Source organism: Pseudonocardia sp. DSM 110487 (assembly GCF_019468565.1).
In the GTDB taxonomy this organism is placed as follows: Bacteria; Actinomycetota; Actinomycetes; order Mycobacteriales; family Pseudonocardiaceae; genus Pseudonocardia.
The window spans coordinates 1,139,876-1,157,261 of the sequence record NZ_CP080521.1 but is presented as its reverse complement, the minus strand read 5'-3'; the positions used below and the strand labels follow the sequence as shown (position 1 = coordinate 1,157,261).

Genomic DNA, 17,386 nt, shown 5'->3' with positions numbered 1-17,386 from the left:
TGAGCCCGCGTGTCAGCCGAGGAAACGGCGGAGGACGTCCACGGCCTCCGTGATCTTCCGCGGGTCGACGTGCTCGTCACGGGTGTGGGCGAGGTTCGGGTCGCCGGGGCCGTAGTTCAACGCCGGGATGCCGAGTGCGGCGAACCGCGCCACGTCGGTCCAGCCGAGCTTGGCGGTGGGTTCGGTGCCCGTTGCGGCGAGGAACTCCTGCGCCGCGGGCTCGCCGAGACCGGGCAACGCGCCCGGTGAGAGATCGGTGAGGACGACCTCGAAACCGTCGAACACCTCGCGCACGTGCTTCTCGGCCGCCGCAGCGTCCCGGTCGGGTGCGAACCGGAAGTTGACGGTCACCACGCACTCGTCGGGCACAACGTTGCCCGCCACCCCGCCCGCGATCCGCACCGCCTGCAGGCCCTCCCGGTAGCGGCAGCCGTCGATGTCGACCTCGCGGGCCGGGTAGGTGGCGAGCCGGTGCAGCACGGCCTCTGCCTTGTGGACGGCGTTGTCCCCCAGCCATGAGCGCGCCGAATGGGCCCGCCGCCCGCGGACCGCGACGTCCACCCGCAGCGTGCCCTGGCAGCCCGCCTCGACGGCGCCGTTCGTCGGCTCGCCGAGTATCGCGAGGTCGGCGGCGAGCCAGTCGCGGTGCTCGCGCTCGATCCGCCCCAGCCCGTTGCGGACGGCCTCCACCTCCTCGCAGTCGTAGAAGACGAACGTGAGGTCGTGGCGCGGGTCCGGCAACGCGGCCGCGAGGTGGGCGAACACGGCGTCGCCCGCCTTCATGTCCGAGGTACCGCAGCCGTAGAGCAGGCCACCGTCGCGGTGGCTGGGGACGTTGCCCGCGATCGGCACGGTGTCGATGTGCCCGGCCAGCAGCACCCGCTTGTCCCGGCCCAGCTCGGTGCGGGCCAGCACCGCGTGGCCGGACCGCTGCACCCGCAGGTGCGGCGCCTGCGCACGCAGGGCGGCCTCGAGCGCGGAGGCGAGCTCCCCTTCGTCGCCCGAGACGCTGGGCACGTCCACGAGCGCGGCGCAGAGCTCGACGGGTTCACCGGCCAGGTCGAGGGATCGCACGCCACGACGCTACTGGGCGCACTTCACAGACCTTGGACTGACTTCACACAAGGCCGGCTCTGTGTGAAGTCGGGGCTGGATGTGTGAAGTCGCTCCGCCCCCGTCCTCCGGCGGGGGCAGCGGCCGTTAGCGTGGGGCCGTGAGCAGCGCACTTCGCATCGAGGGTGCCTCCGGCACCGGGTTGGCCACCATCGCCGCCGACGGCACCGTCCTGGACACCTGGTACCCCAGCCCGGCGCTGGGACCCGAGGCCCCGGATGTGACGGCCGACCTGGAGCCGCTCGAGGGCACTGATGATGCCCGCGGCGTGCGGACCGTCGTCGTGCGCACCGCGATCGCGTCGCTCGCCGACCCGCCCGCCGACGCCCACGACGCCTACCTGCGGCTGCACCTGCTGAGCCACCGGCTGATCGCCCCGCACGAGGCGAACATGAACGGCATCTTCGGCGTGCTCGCCAACGTCGTATGGACCAGTCATGGCCCCTGCCCCGCGGCGGGCTTCGAGCTCACCCGCGCCCGCCTGCGCGTCCGCGGCCCGGTGGCCGTGTACGGCGTGGACAAGTTCCCCCGGATGGCCGACTACGTGGTGCCGGAAGGGGTCCGCATCGCCGACGCCGACCGCGTCCGGCTCGGCGCCCACCTCGCCGCCGGCACCACGGTGATGCACGAGGGCTTCGTGAACTTCAACGCCGGCACGCTCGGCGCGTCGATGGTCGAGGGGCGCATCTCCGCAGGCGTCGTCGTCGGCGACGGCTCCGACGTCGGCGGCGGCGCGTCGATCATGGGGACGCTCTCGGGCGGCGGCAAGGAGGTGATCTCGGTGGGCGAGCGGTGCCTGATCGGCGCCAACGCCGGGATCGGGATCTCCCTCGGCGACGACTGTGTGGTGGAGGCGGGCCTGTACGTCACGGCCGGCACGAAGGTCACGCTCCCGGACGGGAGCACGGCCGCAGCCCGCACCCTGTCCGGCCAGAACGGCGTCCTGCTGCGCCGCAACTCGGTGACGGGCGCGGTGGAGGCCCTCCCCCGCACCGGCGAGGGCATCGCGCTGAACGAGGCGCTGCACGCGAACTGACGCGGAGGCGGACCGCGCTCCCCGCCGTCAGGCCTTCAGGCGCTCCACCGCGGCCTCGATCCGCTCGTCCGTCGCCGTCAGGGCCACCCTCACGTGCTGGATCCCGGTCGGGCCGTAGAACTCACCTGGCGCCACGAGGATGCCGGCCTCTGCCAGGCGCCGGACCGTCACTCGGCCCGGTTCGCCGGCCGTGGCCCACAGGTAGAGGCCCGCATCGGAGTGGTCGATCCGGTAGCCGGCCGCCTCGAACGCGGCACGCAGCCGCACACGGCGCCGGGCGTAGACCTGCGCCTGCTCGGTGACGTGCGCGTCGTCGGAAGCCGCGGCCGCCATCGCCGCCTGCACCGGCCGGGGCACCATCATCCCGGCGTGCTTGCGCACCTCCAGCAGTTCGGCGACGAGCCGGGGGTCGCCCGTGACGAACCCGGCCCGGTAGCCGGCGAGGCTGGACGACTTCGACATCGAGTGGACGGCGAGCAGCCCCTCGTGGGAGCCACCACAGACGTCAGGGTGCAGCACCGAGAGGGCACTGTCGGACAGCGACAGGTAGCACTCGTCGGAGGCGACCACGGCGCCCCGCTCGCGCGCCCAGTCGACGACTTTGCGCAGGTGCTCGGCCGGCAGCACGCGGCCCGTCGGGTTGGACGGCGAGTTCAGCCACACGAGCGCCACGCGGCGTGGACCGAGCGCCGTGGTGGAGTCGGACCGGACGAATTGCGCCCCCGCGAGCCGGACCCCGACCTCGTACGTGGGGTAGGCGAGCTCCGGGATCACCACCGTGTGCTCGGCGCCGAGCCCGAGCAGCGTGGGCAGCCACGCGACGAGCTCCTTGGAGCCGATGGTCGGCAGCACCGGGACCGGATCGACGGTGACGCCGAACCGCCGCTGCAGCGACCCGGCGATCGCCTCGCGCAACGACGCGGGACCGTGCGTGGTCGGGTAGCCCGGGACGTCGGCCGCCGGGCCCGCGAGAGCGGCGCGCACGACGGCGGGGACGGGGTCCACCGGGGTGCCGACGGAGAGGTCGACGATCCCGCCGGGGTGAGCGCCCGCGAGCGCCTTGTCCTCGGCGAGGCTGTCCCACGGGAAGTCCGGGAGCGCGAACCTCACTCGTCGTGCTGCTGGGGCGGCAGGCTCAGGGCCGGCTCGACGTCCCGGTTGACCTTGCCGACCTTCGAGGCGCCGCCGGGTGAGCCCAGCTCGTCGAAGAAGTCGACGTTGGCCTTGGTGTAGGCGCTCCACTGCTCGGGCACGTCGTCCTCGTAGTAGATCGCCTCGACGGGGCAGACCGGCTCACACGCACCGCAGTCGACGCACTCGTCGGGGTGGATGTAGAGCATCCGCCCGCCCTCGTAGATGCAGTCCACCGGACACTCTTCGATGCACGCCTTGTCGAGCAGGTCGACGCAGGGCTCGGCGATCACGTACGTCACGGGGGGTCCTCCACGCGGGCGAACAGGAACTTCCCACAGTATGTATCGCGCTCCGGGCACCGTGGGAGCCGGGGCGGGTGTGAATCCTGCCGTAGGACGGGCGCACGATGGGTATGTGGAGATCCCGGAGGAGCTGGTCGGTGCGCGGGTCGCGTTGCGGCACCGCATCGGGGAGCGCGACGGCCGGCCGCTCTTCACCGATGCCGTCGGCGACCTCGCCGCCGACGGCGCAGAGACCGTGGTGGTGCGGACGCGGCGCGGGCCGGTGCGCGTCGAGCGCTCCGCCGTCGTCGCCGTGCGCGCCGTCCCGCCTGCACCGCCGCGCCGTGCCCCGCTCGCCGCGGTCGTCCGACTGGAAGGGATCTGCGCCGACGCATGGCCCGCCGTGGTCGACCGGCCGCTGGGGACGTGGCGGCTGCGTGCCGCCGGCGGCTACACCGCGCGGGCCAACGCGGCCCTCGCGCTCGGCGACCCCGGTCTGCCGATCGCCGCGGCACTGGACGAGGTGCGCCGCTTCGCCCGCGAACACGGTGTGCCGCCCCGCGTCCACGTGCCCGTCGGCTCGCCATGGGACCGCGCCGTGGCGGCCGAGGGCTGGGTGCTGAACGTCGGCCACGCCAAGGGCGCCGAGGTATCGGTGCTGGTGGCGGAGGTCGCCGACCTGGTACCGCCGTCCGGCCTGCTCATCGAGCTGCCGACCCGGCCATCGGACGACTGGTGGCGGCTCGCCGTCGGCGGGCTACCGACCCCGGCGCAGGAACGGGTGCTCGCGGGCGCCCCGGACACCGCGTTCGGCACGCTGCGCGACCAGGACGGCGGGGTGCTCGGTCAGGTGCGCGCCACCGTGGTCGACGACCACGTGCACGTCTCGATGCTCGAGGTCGTGCCCGCCGCCCGCAGGCGCGGCCACGCCACCGCGCTGCTCGCCGCCGCCGCCGTGTGGGGCCGCGAGCGGGGCGCGAGGTGGGCGGTGCTGCAGGTGGCCCTGCAGAACGGCGGCGCACGGGCGCTCTACGACCGCCTCGGCTACGTCGAGCACCACCGCTACCGCTACTTGGTGCCGCCTGCCTGACCCGGCCCACGCACCCCTTCTCCGCCCACGCCACCCATCGACGCGTCGCGCCACCGCACAACTGGTGCATCGGCGGAAACACAGCGCGTCAGCGACTGGGCTTCGCGAGGCGGGCCTCGGCCTCGCGGGCCGCCTTCTTCAGCCCCGACCACTCGCCGAGATACTTCCCGACAACACCGACCACGGGGAGCATCCCGAGGCCCTCGTGCAGGACGTTGCCGTGCGGGCGTTTGTCGAGCTCGTCCTCCACGGCGAAGAGCGCGCGGCCGAGCCGCCACACGGCACGGGCCACCTTGGCGAGTGTGGGAGTGGTCGACGGCTTCGCCAGGTCACCTGTGAGCTCGGCAGCGCGGGCGTCGGCGGCCGCGTTCTCGGTGGCGGTGGCCGTCGACACGGCGAGATCGCGGCGGAAGAGCACCGCCCCGAGCAGGTTGACCAGCTCGTCCTCGTCCCGGACGCCGTGCTCGCCCGCGATGGCCACCAGGAGCATGCCCTGCCCGGCAGCACCGACGGCCTTGGAGACGGGCAGCCGGTTCGCGAGCGCCCCGCCAAGCCCGGGCACGGCGGCGATCAGCGTGGTGAAGCGGCCCACCCTGCGCACCCACCAGCGCGTGCGGGCCGGCACGTCCATCGCCGCCCACGCCGGCGTGCCCGGGAGCTCGACGGCGGCGAGTGCGTCGAGCACCTTGTCGCGCAGCCCGCGCTCCTCGACCGGCACGTCCTGGTGGCCGGCGGCCCGGGTATGAAGGCCGAACGGGTCGGCTTCCCGCAGCCCGTCGAGCACGGGGCGCGTGGCCCGGACGAACGGGCGGAGGATCGCGACGATCACCCGGTCCGGGATGGCGTCAGCCACCATCCCTCCCGCGGTACTCCCGCTCCATCACGGCACGCAGACCCCACAGGCCCGCGCCGATCCCGCCGACGGGCAGCAACAGCGACTGCCAGTTGGCCAGCAGCATCGCGTCGCCGCCAGGGCCGAACAGCCCCAGCACCCCGACGGCCGCCACCCACGCGATGAGTGGCGCGCCCGCCACAGCGGGCCGTGCGTCGATCTCGCCCGCCTGGCGCACCAGCCACGGCAACACGAGCACCGACAGCACGATGCCCATCGGCACCGGGATGCCGCTCGTGTAGAGCGGGGTGAACATCAGCCCGAACGCCCCGAGCAACAGCCCGTCGACGACGAGGAGCACGATCAGTGCGCCGTCGGGCAGCAGTGGTTGCTCCCGATCCGGCGCCATGATGTCCTCGGCGGTCTCGTCCACGGTCTTCTCAGGCATCCACGGTCTCCCCGAACAGGTCGTGCGCCGCCATGCTCACCCCGTCTGCCGGCACGAACTCCTCCACGTCGAGCAGGGGCTGCGCGACGAAGTTGCTCACCGCGAACGCCGTGACCTCGCCGTCCTGCCACACCGCCACCTGGGTGGCGTGCGCGCGCATGGCGGCGACCCGCGCCGCGCGCTGTGCCGAGACGTCCACCCGCACTCGGATCTCCTCGTCCGGCACGCTGGGCAGCTCGTCCGGCTCGGGCATCCGGAACGGCAGGCCGTCGCGGCCGGCCAGCTTCGCGAGCCCCGCGTCGAGGGTCGACCGGCCGACGACCGTGCAGAGCATCCGAGCCGGTACCCGGCGGACGGCGGCGGCGGTGATGTCGTGCGCCCGCACGTGGTCGGGGTGCCCGTAGCCGCCGTCGGGCCCGTATGTGACGACGACCTGCGGTCGCAGCTCCTCCATGACCGCCACGAGCTGGTCGACCTGCTCGTCGAACGCGTCCGGCCGGGCGAGGGCGCGCGGGTGCAGCCGCTGCGGCATGGCCGCGCGCACGCCGTGCCCCGCGAGCGCCATCCCCGAGTCGCGCCAGCGGCCGATGCCGCCCAGGTAGCGGTGGTCGCCGACACCCAGTGCGTCGCACGCGGCGGCGAGCTCCCCCGCGCGGTAACCGCCGAGCTGGTCGCCGCGGTCGGGGGCGAGCTCCGCGAGCTCGGCGGGGATCACCTCGCCCTGCTCCCCGAGGGTGCAGGTGACGAGCGTGACGGCCGTGTCGGGCTCGGCCGCGTAGCGCGCGAGCGTTCCGCCCGTGGAGAGCGTCTCGTCGTCGGGGTGGGCGTGCACGAAGAGCAGCCTCCGCCGGGCCGGGGGTGGCATCACGCTCGCACTCTACGTGGGCGGATCTACGCAACCCTTTCGTGACCTCGACGGGGTCAACAGACACGATCCGGACAGATACTGTCCGTCCCCAACATCACCGGAAATGCGGCAGACGCGCCATCCGCGTCGCCCGTTCGGACGATATGGGGGGACATGCGCGCGCGACGAGCAGCTGCCTGGACGGCGGTATCGGTGTCCATCGCCATGGTCACCGCCGCGTGCGGTGGGGGTGGCGAACCCGGTGGGGGCGCGACCGAAGCGAGCGGCGCCACCATCAGCGTGAACGGCACCGAGCCGGAGAACCCGCTCGTGCCCGGCAACACCAACGAGACCGGTGGCGGGAAGATCATCGACGCGCTGTTCAGCCCGCTCGTCGAGTACGACCCGCAGACCGCGCAGCCCGCCAACATGGTGGCCGAGTCGATCGAGACCACCGACTCGCGCGTCTACACGATCCGCCTGAAGGACGGCTGGACGTTCCACGACGGCACCGCGGTCACCGCGCAGAGCTTCGTCCGCGCCTGGAACTACGTCGCGTACTCCCCCAACGGCCAGCAGAACGGCGCCTTCTTCTCCCAGATCCAGGGCTACGACCAGGTCCACACCGAGGACCCGGACGGCACCGGCGGACCGCAGACGGCACCGCAGCCGGCCGCGCAGGAGATGTCCGGCCTGCGCGTCGTGGACGACCGGACCTTCGAGGTCACCCTGTCCGCACCGTTCGCGGTGTTCCCGATCATGCTGGGTTATCGGGCGTTCTCGCCGCTTCCGGACGCGTTCTTCACCGACCCGGCGGCGTTCGAGGCCCACCCGATCGGCAACGGACCGTTCCGCTTCGTCTCCCGCCAGCCGGGCGTCAACGTCCTCGTCGAGCGCAACGAGCAGTGGGCAGGCGCGCCCAGGCCGAGCATCTCCGGGGTGGAGTTCCGCTTCTACGAGTCCGCGGAGGCGGCCTACGCCGATGTCGTGGCGAACAACCTCGACTTCATCGAGGTCATTCCGCCCTCCGGGCTGGCGGGCAACCTCTACCAGACCGACCTCGCGAACCGCAGCGTGTCGCGCACCTTCCTCGGCGTGCAGCGCCTCGGCTTCCCGTTCTACGACGCGCGCTACCAGAACCCGCAGCTGCGGCAGGCGATCTCGATGGCGATCGACCGGGAGCAGATCAACCAGCGGATCTTCGGCGGCACCCGGCCACCCGCGGACGGGCTCGTGGCACCCGACGTGCCGGGCCGTGTCGCCAACCAGTGCGGCGAGCTGTGCACATACCAGCCGGAGCGCGCGCGGCAGATGTTCGAGGCGACCGGGTACCAGGGGGCGATCGAGCTGACCTCGAACGCCGACTCCGGCAACGCGGAGTGGATGCAGGCCACGTGCGTCTCCATCAGCAACGCGCTCGGCGTGCAGTGCAACTTCGTCCCGGTGCCCACCTTCGGCGAGCACCGCTCGGCGATCAACGCCCGGCAGCTGACCCGGATCTACCGCAGCAGCTGGGTGGCGGACTACCCGTCGATCGAGAACTTCCTCAACCCGCTGTACCGCACGGGTGGCGCCACCAACGACGGCGAGTACTCCAACCCGGCGGTCGACGCACTGCTCGCCCGCGCGGACGCGGCTCCGTCCATCGAGGAGGGCAACACGCTCTACCAGGAGGCCGAGCGCATGATCATCCAGGACATGCCGGCGATCCCGGTGTACTTCCAGTCGTTCCAGGCGGGCTGGTCGGAGCGGCTGCAGAACGTCACGGTCACACCGTTCCGCGAGCTCGACCTGGAGAGCGTCACGGTCTCGGAGTAGGACGGTAGGACCGTGGGGCGCTACGTCCTTCGCAGGCTCCTCCAACTCGTCCCGGTGTTCCTCGGGACGACGTTCCTCATCTACCTGCTCGTCTGGGCGTTGCCGGGCGACCCGTTCGCCGGCAAGTGCGGCGAACGGGCCTGCCCGGACGCGTACGTCGCCCGCATGCGCGAGGAGTTCCACCTGGACGAGAACATCGTCGTGCAGTACCTGCGCTACCTCGGCAACCTGGCGCAGGGCGACTTCGGCGAGACGTTCTCCGGCACGTCGGTCGGCGAGCTGATCGCGGCCGCGTACCCGGTCACGCTGCGGCTGGCGATCGTCGCGCTGCTGATCGAGGGGATCATCGGGGTGCTCGCCGGGGTGCTCACCGGCCTGCGCTCGGGTGGCTTCCTCGACAACCTCGTGCTGGTATCGACGCTCTTCCTGATCTCGATCCCGGTGTTCGTCACCGGCTACGTGCTGCAGACCGTGCTGGGGCTGCGGCTGGGGATCATCTCGCCGACCGTCTCCGCAGGCGCCGGTTTCGGGGAGCTGATCGTGCCCGGCTTCGTGCTCGGCAGCCTGTCGATGGCGTACGTCGCCCGGCTCACCCGCACCTCCATCGCGGAGAACCGGCGCTCCGACTACGTCCGCACCGCGGTCGCGAAGGGCCTCGAACCGCGCCGCGTGGTCGGCGTGCACCTGCTCCGGAACTCGTTGATCCCGGTCGTCACGTTCCTGGGTGTCGATCTCGGCTCGCTCATGAGCGGTGCGATCGTCACCGAGGGCATCTTCAACATCCGCGGCGTCGGCGGCCTGATCTTCCGCTCCATCGCGCTGCGGGAGGGCGCCACCGTCACCGGGGTGGTCGTCCTGCTCGTGATCGTCTACCTGCTGATGAACCTGCTGGTGGACGTGATCTACGCCGTACTGGACCCGAGGATCCGCTATGTCTGACCCCAGCGTGCTGGCCGCGGCGGGCCCGGACCGGGCGCGCAGCCTCGCCTCCGACGCATGGCACGACCTGCGCAGGCGCCCGCTCTTCCTGATCGCGACGACGCTGATCGCGTTCCTGCTGGTGCTCTCGGCCTTCCCGCAGCTGTTCACCTCCGTCGACCCGACCGTCGGCGACCTCGCCCGCAGCCGGCAGCCACCGTCGGCGCAGGCGTGGTTCGGCTACGACCTGCTCGGCCGCGACGTGTTCGCGCGCACGGTCTACGGCACGCGGGTGTCGATCGTCGTCGGGGTGCTCGCCACGACGTTGACCGTGCTCATCGGCGGTGCGTTGGGCATGTTCGCCGGCTACTACGGCGGATGGCTGGACAGCCTCGTCTCCCGGCTCACCGACGTCGTCTTCGGCCTGCCGTTCGTGCTCGGCGCGATCGTGATCCTCTCGAGTTTCCGCGAGACGATCGGCGAGGGCGCCGCCGGGATCACCGCGCTCGTGGTGCTGACGATGGCCGCGCTGTCGTGGCCGGTGTCCATGCGGATCACGCGGTCGGCCGCGATCGCGGCCCGCGACCAGGACTACGTCCGCGCCGCCCGCGCGCTCGGGGCGAGCCCCGCGCGGGTGATCTGGCGGCACATGCTGCCGAACTGCCTCGCCCCCGTGCTGGTCTACGCCACGATCGCGCTCGGCGCCTTCATCGGCGTGGAGGCCACGCTGTCGTTCCTCGGCATCGGGCTGCGCGAGCCCGTCGTGTCGTGGGGCGTGATGATCAGCGAGGCGCGCGACTACCTGCGCGTCGCGCCGTTCCTGCTGCTGTTCCCCGCCGCGTTCCTCGCCGTCACGGTGCTCGCGTTCGTGATGCTCGGCGACGCGGTGCGCGAGGCGTTCGACCCGAAGGGCCGCTGATGTCGAATCCCCTGCTGGAGGTGGACGGCCTCCGCGTGGAGTTCCACACCCGCGACGGGGTGGCGCACGTGCTCAACGGCGTCGACTACCACGTGGACTCCGGGGAGACCCTCGCCGTGCTCGGTGAGTCCGGGTCCGGCAAGAGCGTCACGGCCAACACGATCATGGGGATCCTGCCGGCCCCGCCCGCGGTCGTCACGGGGGGTGTGGTGCGCTACCGCGGGGAGGAGCTGCTCACCGCCACTCCGCAGCGGCGCAGGGAGCTGCGCGGCGAGCACATGGCGATGGTCTTCCAGGATGCGCTGTCGGCGCTGAACCCGGTGTTCACCGTCGGGTTCCAGATCGGAGAGCAGCTGCGCACCCGGCGCGGGATGAGCAGGCGCGACGCGGAGAAGCGGGCGGTCGAGCTGCTCGACATGGTCGGCATCCCGGCCGCACGGCAGCGGGTGCGCGACCACCCGCACCAGTTCTCGGGCGGCATGCGGCAGCGCGTGATGATCGCGATGTCGCTCGCGCTCGACCCCGACGTCCTCATCGCCGACGAGCCGACCACCGCGCTCGACGTCACCGTGCAGGCCCAGATCATGGACCTGCTCGCCGAGATCCAGGCAGAGCGGCACATGGGCCTGATCCTGATCACGCACGATCTCGGCGTGGTCGCGGAGGTGGCCGACCGGATCGCCGTGATGTACGCGGGCCGGATCGTCGAGCACGCGGACGTGCACTCGCTCTACGCCAACCCGTGCCACCCGTACACCCGGTCGCTCCTGGAGTCGATCCCGCGGGTCGACACGAAGGGCACCACCCTCAGGGCCATCCGCGGCCTGCCGCCGAGCCTCACCCGGATCCCGCCCGGCTGCCCGTTCCACCCGCGGTGCCCGATGGCAGCCGATATCTGCTCCGATGTCGTACCGCCGCTCGAGGTGCTGCCCGGCGGCCGGTCGTCCGCGTGCCTGTTCGCCGAGGAGCTGGTGGCGCGATGACACCCATTCTGGAGGTCGAGAACCTCGTCAAGCACTTCCCGGTACAGGTCGGCATCGTCTTCAAGCGCACCGTCGGGCACGTGCGGGCCGTCGACGGCGTGTCGTTCGAGCTGCGCAAGGGCGAGACCCTCGGTGTGGTCGGCGAGTCCGGCTGCGGGAAGTCGACGCTGGCCCAGGTGCTGATGCGGCTGGAGCCGCCGACCTCGGGCCGGGTCCGCTTCCGCGGTGAGGACGTCTTCGCCAAGCGCGGCAAGGCGCTGCAGGCGCTGCGCCGGTCGATCCAGATCGTGCTGCAGGACCCGTACACGTCGCTGAACCCGCGCATGACCGTCGGCGACATCGTCGGTGAGCCGTTCGACATCCACCCCGACGTCGCCCCGAAGGGCGCGCGGCGCAAGAAGGTGCAGGAGCTCCTCGACGTCGTCGGGCTCAACCCGGAGCACATCAACCGCTACCCACACCAGTTCTCCGGGGGCCAGCGCCAGCGCATCGGGATCGCCCGCGCGCTCGCGCTGAAGCCCGAGGTGATCGTCTGCGACGAGCCGGTATCGGCGCTCGACGTGTCGATCCAGGCCCAGGTGATGAACCTGATGGACGAGCTGCAGCGCGAGTTCGGCCTCTCCTACCTCTTCATCGCCCACGACCTCTCCGTGGTGCGCCACCTGTCCGACCGGGTGGCCGTCATGTACCTGGGCAAGATCGTGGAGATCGGCACGGAGGACGAGATCTACAACCGCCCGGCCCATCCGTACACGCAGGCGTTGCTCTCGGCCGTGCCGGTTCCCGACCCGGCCGTGCGCGCCGCGCGGGCCCGGATCCGGCTCACGGGCGACGTCCCGAGCCCGGTGGACCCGCCCAGCGGCTGCCGCTTCCGCACCCGGTGCTGGAAGGCCACGGAGATCTGCGCGGACGAGGAGCCCGCCCTCGTCGTTCGCGGCAGCGGGCACCACCCGAGCGCCTGTCATCACGCGGAGGAGCAGCACCTGCTGCCGAGCTGAAACGACCTCGCCAGGGGAGGCACCGGGCTAGTGTCCCCCGCCGGAAGTCCGCCGAATAGTTCGGCGGCCCAGGCCCACGCTGGCCGCACCGGCCGACGGGCCGAGTACGTCCAGTACGAGGCCCGCCGTCCGGCGCACCCAGCGAGAACCTGGATCTGGTTGTGCTCTGGTTGGCGAGTACGCCCAGGAGCTCGAGGACCCCGAGCGTGCGAGCGAGTCCGGTGCCCGCGCCGAGCCGGCGCAGGTTCGCGATGATGGCACGCCTGACCAACGGCACCTTCGTCAGCTAGGAGGGTCGCAGCGCGAGCGCCGGCGCCACCCGCGGTGCGGGTGGCGCCACATCTCCGGGGCCTGCGGATCACGCGCTCGCGACGGCGCGGGTACGCACGATCAGAGCCGCGGCCAGGATCAGCAGTGCCCACATCGGCCAGAAGTAGCCGCCGCCCGCGAACGCCCAGACGGCGATCTCGACCCCGGCGAGCACCGCGCAGGCGACCGTGCCGATGGCGATCCAGCGGGGCATGCCGGGCGGCGTCCGCAATGCCAGGCGCAGCCCCGCGTCCGCGGCGAGCGCGCCGCCGAGGCCGATCCAGGCCCACACCGGCCAGAAGGTCCCACCTCCGGTGAGCATCCAGATCAGGGTCAGGCCGGAGCCTGCGGCCAGTGCGACTGCGGCGTTGCGCCTCAACCGGCTGCGCAGGCCCTGGTACACCGGGCTCGTGTGGGTCGGTGCTGTGGTGATGTGGTCGATGTTCGTCATGACTAGAGCTTCGCCTGGTGGAAGGGGCCGCGGCAGCAGCGTGGACTCCCGACGTGGGGGGTCTACCACCCCCGGCCGCACCGGGGGTGCGGGCTACCGCGGGGCGGCGGCAGGTGGCTGCTGGAGTTAGGCGAGAACGGCGAGCACGCGGCGGTTGGCGTCGGGGGCGATGGTCAGCCCCAGCTTCGCGAAGATCGAGTTGGTGTGCTTGCCCACCGACTTCTCCGTGATGACGAGCGCCTCGCCGATGGCGGCGTTGGAGCGTCCCTGCGCCATGAGCGCGAGCACCTCGAGCTCGCGGTCGGTGAGGCGCTGGAGGCCCGGATCGCGGAGCTGGCGGCCCAGCAGCTTCGCGACGACGGTCGGGTCGAGCGCGGTTCCGCCGCCTGCCACCCGGTGGACCGCGTCGAGGAACTCGTCGAAGTCCGACACCCGGTCCTTGAGCAGGTACCCGATGCCGCCCCGCGTGTCGGCGAGGAGCTCACGGGCGTAGAGCTGCTCGACGTACTGGGACAGCACCATGACCGGCAGCTCCGGAAGCTGCCTACGGGCCTCCAGGGCGGCCCGCAGACCCTCGTCCGTGAAGGTGGGCGGGAGCCGGACGTCGACGACGGCCAGGTCGGGCCGCCGGGTCAGCAGCTCGTGCAGCAGCTGCGGCCCGTTGTCGACCGCGGCGACCACCTCGATCCCGCGCGACTCGAAGAGCCGGACGAGCCCGTCGCGCAGCAGTCCGAGATCCTCGGCCAATACGATCCGCACGCCACCCCTACCCTTTCTCGTCGCACCTGATCGTGATCGTCACCGCGGTCGGGCCTCCGGGCGGGCTGTCGACGACGACGCGCCCGTCGAACACCTCGACGCGTTCCGCGACACCGCGCAGCCCCGACCCCTTCGCCACGGACGCACCCCCGCAACCGTCATCGGTGACCCGGGCCGTGAGCACCCCGTCGGCGAGGGTCACCGTCACCGCCGCGGTGCTCGCGTCGCTGTGCTTCACGACGTTCGTCAGGCACTCGGCCACCGCGAAGTACGCCGCGACCTCCACGGCGTCGGGCAGCTGCACAGGAAGCTCGGTGTGCACGGTGACCGGCATCGGCAGGTCGAGCGCCAGTGCGTCGATGGCGCCGGCGAGACCGCGGTCGGCCAGGACAGGGGGATGGATCTGCTGCATGACGGCGCGCAGGTCCTCGAGTGCCGACCCCGCGGTGCCGCGGCTCTCCGCGAGGAGCGAAAGTGCCGCGTCCGGGTCGGTGCGGACGAGCTGCTCGGCCAGCCCGAGGGTCACGCGCAGCGACACGAGCCGGGCCTGGGCGCCGTCGTGGAGATCGCGTTCGATCCGACGCAGCGCGGCAGCCTGGTGGTCGACGGCACCGCGTCTGGTCCGGGTGAGCGTCTCCACGCGGCGGGCGAGCTCCTGCTCACGCGACGGCGGGAGCCGGGAGAGGATCCAGGCGTGCGTGCTCAAGGCGGCGGTGAGGATCAGCAACGGCCAGACCGGCCAGAAGAAGCCACCGCCGGTGAGCAGCCAGACGACGATCTCGAGCGGGGCGAGCACGGAGAAAACGGCGACGTGGACGGCGAACCACCGGCGCCTGCCGGACGGCGTGCGCCAGGCAAGGCGCAACCCGATGTCGGCCGCCATGGCGGTGATCAAGCCGAACCAGACCCAGCGCAGCCATTCCGGGTCGCTACCGCCGATGGCCCAGATGACGGTCGCCGCGGTGCCGGCAGCCAGCGCGAGCCCGATCTCCCACCGCAGCGATCGATTCTCCAGGGCGGCGCGCAGAGGTATGGCGGGGGGCACGGATGACCGGCCGCGCGTCATCGTCGTCTCCCCCCGCCGACACAGCACCCCGGATGGTGCCACTGTTCGGATCCTCAGGAACGGGCGGTGTGGTTCGCGGGGCGACGGCCGTAGGTGAGCCGGCGCAGCACCCGCTCGGCAGGGCCCGCCATTCCCCGTTCCTCCAGCCAGGACGCGGCGGCCACCGAGGCAGCCCACGTGAGGACCGCGATGCCCGCGGCGACGAACGCATCCCCGGCAGGCCCACCGAGCGCCATGCCCCACGGGGCCAGCAGAACCGCCCAGACGACGGACTGGAACAGGTAGCCCGAGAGCGAACGGCGCCCCAGGGCGCTGACGGCCGCGGTGGCCCGTCCCACCGGGCTCGCGGCGTCCCTGGTGGACAGCCACATTCCGACGAGCGCGATCAGGGCGACGTAACCCGGGCCTCCGTAGCCACCGCTCACGGCGTGCAGGATCGCCATCTGCTCGACGGCGGCCGGGCTCACGTCGAGAACCCCGGCGGACAGCAGCGCGTAAGGCAGGCCTCCCGCCACCGTCACGGTCAGGCAGACGGCCGCGGTCCAGGCCAGGAGACTGCGGTGCTGAGCCGGGTCCTCGAGGAGGCGACGCCGCGCGGCCCACATGCCCAGCCACACGACGATGATGAACGGGATGACCGTCGCGGTGTGCACCGGCCACTCGGCGAGGCGCTCCACGGCCGACTGGAGGTAGGTGGGGGCGGCGAGCGACGGGTTGGGGGAGTTCTGCAGCACCGCGTGCCCCCCGGTGTCGGCAGCGAGCCGCGCGACGAGCAGAGCGGCCAGGACGATCACGTAGACCAGCTGCGCACCCCAGACCCAGAGGACGGCGCGATGGAACCGGTCGCCGCGGTTCAGCAGGAGCAGCGTGGCGATGATCCCGACGATGCCGTACGCGGCGAGGAAGTCACCGAAGTACAGCAGCGCGGCGTGCACCAACCCGAACCCGACCAGCCACCCGTTGCGGCGCAGCAGGACCCGCCTTGCGTCCCCGACTCCGCCCCCACGTCGTCGCGCCAGCTGGACGAGGCCGTACCCGAACATCACCGCGAAGACCGGATACGCACGGCTGTCGACGAACGCGGCGAGGAGGAAGTTCAGGATCCTCCCGGCTCCGGCCGGGGTGGGGTCGAGCCCTGGCTGGCTCGCGAACACCACGTTCGCGCTGTTGGCGAGCGCGATGAACAACAGCATCGCCCCGCGAGCCAGGTCCGGGGTGAGCGCTCGCCCGGGGTGCGCGTGCCGGCTGTCGCGGGCCGAGCTCGCGATCTCGATCGTTGTCATACCGCGAGCGTGGTCGCAGCGGGCGGCAGCCGACAGCGGTGTGGGCTCCCCTCGCAGGGGGCCTACTACCCCTGTCACTCTTCATTCGTGATCAGCAGTAGTGGCGTCAGAGCAATATCGCATCAGTTCTGCCTGCTCTCGCGTGCTACGACGCCGTGGTGGCGGTGATGGCGTCGGCGAGTTGTTCGGGGGCATCGAGCGATACGAGTGTCCTGGCCTTCGGGACCTCCACGAAGCGGGCATTGCCGAAGGCGCGCTGCAGGCGGCGGCCGAGCTTGGTCGTGAAGGCGCGGTCGGCGGTGCCCCACACGATGGTGACCGGGCCGGCGAACCGGTCGAGTCGGGTCGACACGTCGAGCAGGTCCTTGCGCTTGGCCGCTCGCAGGAACTCGACGGCGTCCTTGCGGATCGCCTTGTTCTCGAGGCTCGGCGCGATCCAGGCCCGGGTCTGTGCGGGGTCGAGCTTGTTGGCGAGCAGTCCCAGTCCCATGGGTGAGTGCCGGAAGGCGCGCCACCGCATCGGCTGCAGGTTGATCTTCATTCTGATCTCGCCCTTGAGCAGGGAGAACATCACGTTGAACGGGAAGGGCGGGAATGTGTCGAACGCGTCGCAGTTCGTGAGGACGACCCGGCCGATCCGACTCGGGTCCGTGTCGAGCAGGAACTGGCACAGCGCGCCACCGGTGTCGCCACCCACGAGCGTGACACCGTGCAGATCGAGTGCCTCGATGAACAGCAGGATCTGATTGGCGATCCCGCGCGGTGACTGGTCGGTTCCCGGCTTCATGGGGGTGCGGTGGGAGCCGAGCGGCCAGTCCGGCGCGTAGGAGCGAATGCCCTGCGCCGCGAGCAGGTCGGCAACACCCGACCAGAGCGACCCGTCCATCAAGAACGGGTGGACGAAGAGAACCGGCGGTGCGGCCGCGTCGGCGGGACCGGCGGCCCGGAAATTCACAACTCCGTGCGAAAGCTCGACCGATTCCACGGTGCGTCTCCTGGTCTGTGTAAGAGTTGCAGAAACCTTCATGGCTTGCGGATCGCTGCTCGATACCGGCGGGGCGCAGCCCGGTGTGAGCGCCGAACTCGCCGGGTGGTCACCCG

The 17,386-nt window shown here is 71.8% G+C and carries 18 protein-coding genes; 7 read left to right on the top strand and 11 right to left on the bottom strand.

From position 1 onward, the window contains the following. Positions 1-12: 12 nt before the first annotated feature. Positions 13-1,074 (bottom strand): succinyl-diaminopimelate desuccinylase, encoded by a 1,062-nt coding sequence (gene dapE, locus K1T35_RS05470; RefSeq protein ID WP_220259087.1) that lies wholly within the window; start codon positions 1,072-1,074, stop codon positions 13-15. Positions 1,075-1,213: 139 nt separating this feature from the next. Between dapE and dapD the strand changes: the two genes are divergently transcribed. Then, on the top strand, positions 1,214-2,149 hold the full coding sequence (dapD, locus tag K1T35_RS05465) for a 2,3,4,5-tetrahydropyridine-2,6-dicarboxylate N-succinyltransferase (RefSeq protein WP_220259086.1): 936 nt from the start codon (positions 1,214-1,216) through the stop codon (positions 2,147-2,149). Between the two features lie 27 nt (positions 2,150-2,176). Here the strand turns inward: dapD and dapC are convergent, their stop codons facing one another. Beyond that, positions 2,177-3,259 carry a succinyldiaminopimelate transaminase gene (gene dapC, locus K1T35_RS05460; protein WP_220259085.1) on the bottom strand — a complete coding sequence of 361 codons (1,083 nt, stop codon included), beginning with the start codon at positions 3,257-3,259 and terminating at the stop codon, positions 2,177-2,179. Then, on the bottom strand, positions 3,256-3,582 hold the full coding sequence (gene fdxA, locus K1T35_RS05455) for a ferredoxin (RefSeq protein WP_075952372.1): 327 nt from the start codon (positions 3,580-3,582) through the stop codon (positions 3,256-3,258). The genes dapC and fdxA overlap by 4 nt, the downstream gene beginning before the upstream one ends. A gap of 115 nt (positions 3,583-3,697) precedes the next feature. Here fdxA and K1T35_RS05450 point away from each other — a divergent pair, with 115 nt between their 5' ends. Beyond that, on the top strand, positions 3,698-4,654 hold the full coding sequence (locus tag K1T35_RS05450; protein WP_255621605.1) for a GNAT family N-acetyltransferase: 957 nt from the start codon (positions 3,698-3,700) through the stop codon (positions 4,652-4,654). An 88-nt stretch (positions 4,655-4,742) separates the two neighbouring features. Here the strand turns inward: K1T35_RS05450 and K1T35_RS05445 are convergent, their stop codons facing one another. The 3 genes from K1T35_RS05445 to mshB are packed head-to-tail and all read right to left on the bottom strand — an operon-like array spanning position 4,743 to position 6,799. Beyond that, entirely contained in the window at positions 4,743-5,510 is a 768-nt protein-coding gene (locus K1T35_RS05445) for a hypothetical protein (RefSeq protein ID WP_370645312.1), read from the bottom strand. Then, positions 5,500-5,934, bottom strand: a complete 435-nt coding sequence (locus tag K1T35_RS05440; protein WP_255621604.1) for a hypothetical protein — start codon at positions 5,932-5,934, stop codon at positions 5,500-5,502. Before K1T35_RS05440 ends, K1T35_RS05445 begins: the two co-directional genes overlap by 11 nt. After that, complete coding sequence (gene mshB, locus K1T35_RS05435; protein WP_220262406.1) at positions 5,927-6,799, bottom strand: N-acetyl-1-D-myo-inositol-2-amino-2-deoxy-alpha-D-glucopyranoside deacetylase; 873 nt, start codon at positions 6,797-6,799, stop codon at positions 5,927-5,929. Before mshB ends, K1T35_RS05440 begins: the two co-directional genes overlap by 8 nt. A 195-nt stretch (positions 6,800-6,994) precedes the next feature. On the opposite strand from mshB, the gene K1T35_RS05430 reads away from it, so the two are divergent. The 5 genes from K1T35_RS05430 to K1T35_RS05410 are packed head-to-tail and all read left to right on the top strand — an operon-like array spanning position 6,995 to position 12,417. Then, entirely contained in the window at positions 6,995-8,599 is a 1,605-nt protein-coding gene (locus K1T35_RS05430) for an ABC transporter substrate-binding protein (RefSeq protein WP_370645311.1), read from the top strand. Positions 8,600-8,611: 12 nt separating this feature from the next. After that, complete coding sequence (locus tag K1T35_RS05425) at positions 8,612-9,538, top strand: ABC transporter permease (protein WP_220259083.1); 927 nt, start codon at positions 8,612-8,614, stop codon at positions 9,536-9,538. Then, positions 9,531-10,436, top strand: a complete 906-nt coding sequence (locus K1T35_RS05420; protein ID WP_220259082.1) for an ABC transporter permease — start codon at positions 9,531-9,533, stop codon at positions 10,434-10,436. Before K1T35_RS05425 ends, K1T35_RS05420 begins: the two co-directional genes overlap by 8 nt. After that, positions 10,436-11,419, top strand: a complete 984-nt coding sequence (locus K1T35_RS05415) for an ABC transporter ATP-binding protein (protein ID WP_220259081.1) — start codon at positions 10,436-10,438, stop codon at positions 11,417-11,419. The genes K1T35_RS05420 and K1T35_RS05415 overlap by 1 nt, the downstream gene beginning before the upstream one ends. After that, on the top strand, positions 11,416-12,417 hold the full coding sequence (locus K1T35_RS05410) for an ABC transporter ATP-binding protein (RefSeq protein WP_220259080.1): 1,002 nt from the start codon (positions 11,416-11,418) through the stop codon (positions 12,415-12,417). Before K1T35_RS05415 ends, K1T35_RS05410 begins: the two co-directional genes overlap by 4 nt. Positions 12,418-12,775: 358 nt before the next feature. Here the strand turns inward: K1T35_RS05410 and K1T35_RS05405 are convergent, their stop codons facing one another. The 5 genes from K1T35_RS05405 to K1T35_RS05385 all read right to left on the bottom strand — a co-directional run bounded on the left by K1T35_RS05405 (position 12,776) and on the right by K1T35_RS05385 (position 17,312). Continuing rightward, entirely contained in the window at positions 12,776-13,177 is a 402-nt protein-coding gene (locus K1T35_RS05405) for a hypothetical protein (RefSeq protein WP_220259079.1), read from the bottom strand. 126 nt (positions 13,178-13,303) lie between these two features. Further along, positions 13,304-13,936 carry a response regulator transcription factor gene (locus tag K1T35_RS05400; protein WP_220259078.1) on the bottom strand — a complete coding sequence of 211 codons (633 nt, stop codon included), beginning with the start codon at positions 13,934-13,936 and terminating at the stop codon, positions 13,304-13,306. A 7-nt stretch (positions 13,937-13,943) separates the two neighbouring features. Beyond that, positions 13,944-15,002, bottom strand: coding sequence for a histidine kinase (locus K1T35_RS05395; protein ID WP_220259077.1), 1,059 nt, complete (start codon positions 15,000-15,002; stop codon positions 13,944-13,946). A gap of 53 nt (positions 15,003-15,055) precedes the next feature. After that, positions 15,056-16,285 (bottom strand): DUF418 domain-containing protein, encoded by a 1,230-nt coding sequence (locus K1T35_RS05390; RefSeq protein WP_220259076.1) that lies wholly within the window; start codon positions 16,283-16,285, stop codon positions 15,056-15,058. Between the two features lie 145 nt (positions 16,286-16,430). Continuing rightward, on the bottom strand, positions 16,431-17,312 hold the full coding sequence (locus K1T35_RS05385) for an alpha/beta fold hydrolase (RefSeq protein WP_220259075.1): 882 nt from the start codon (positions 17,310-17,312) through the stop codon (positions 16,431-16,433). Positions 17,313-17,386: the final 74 nt, after the last annotated feature.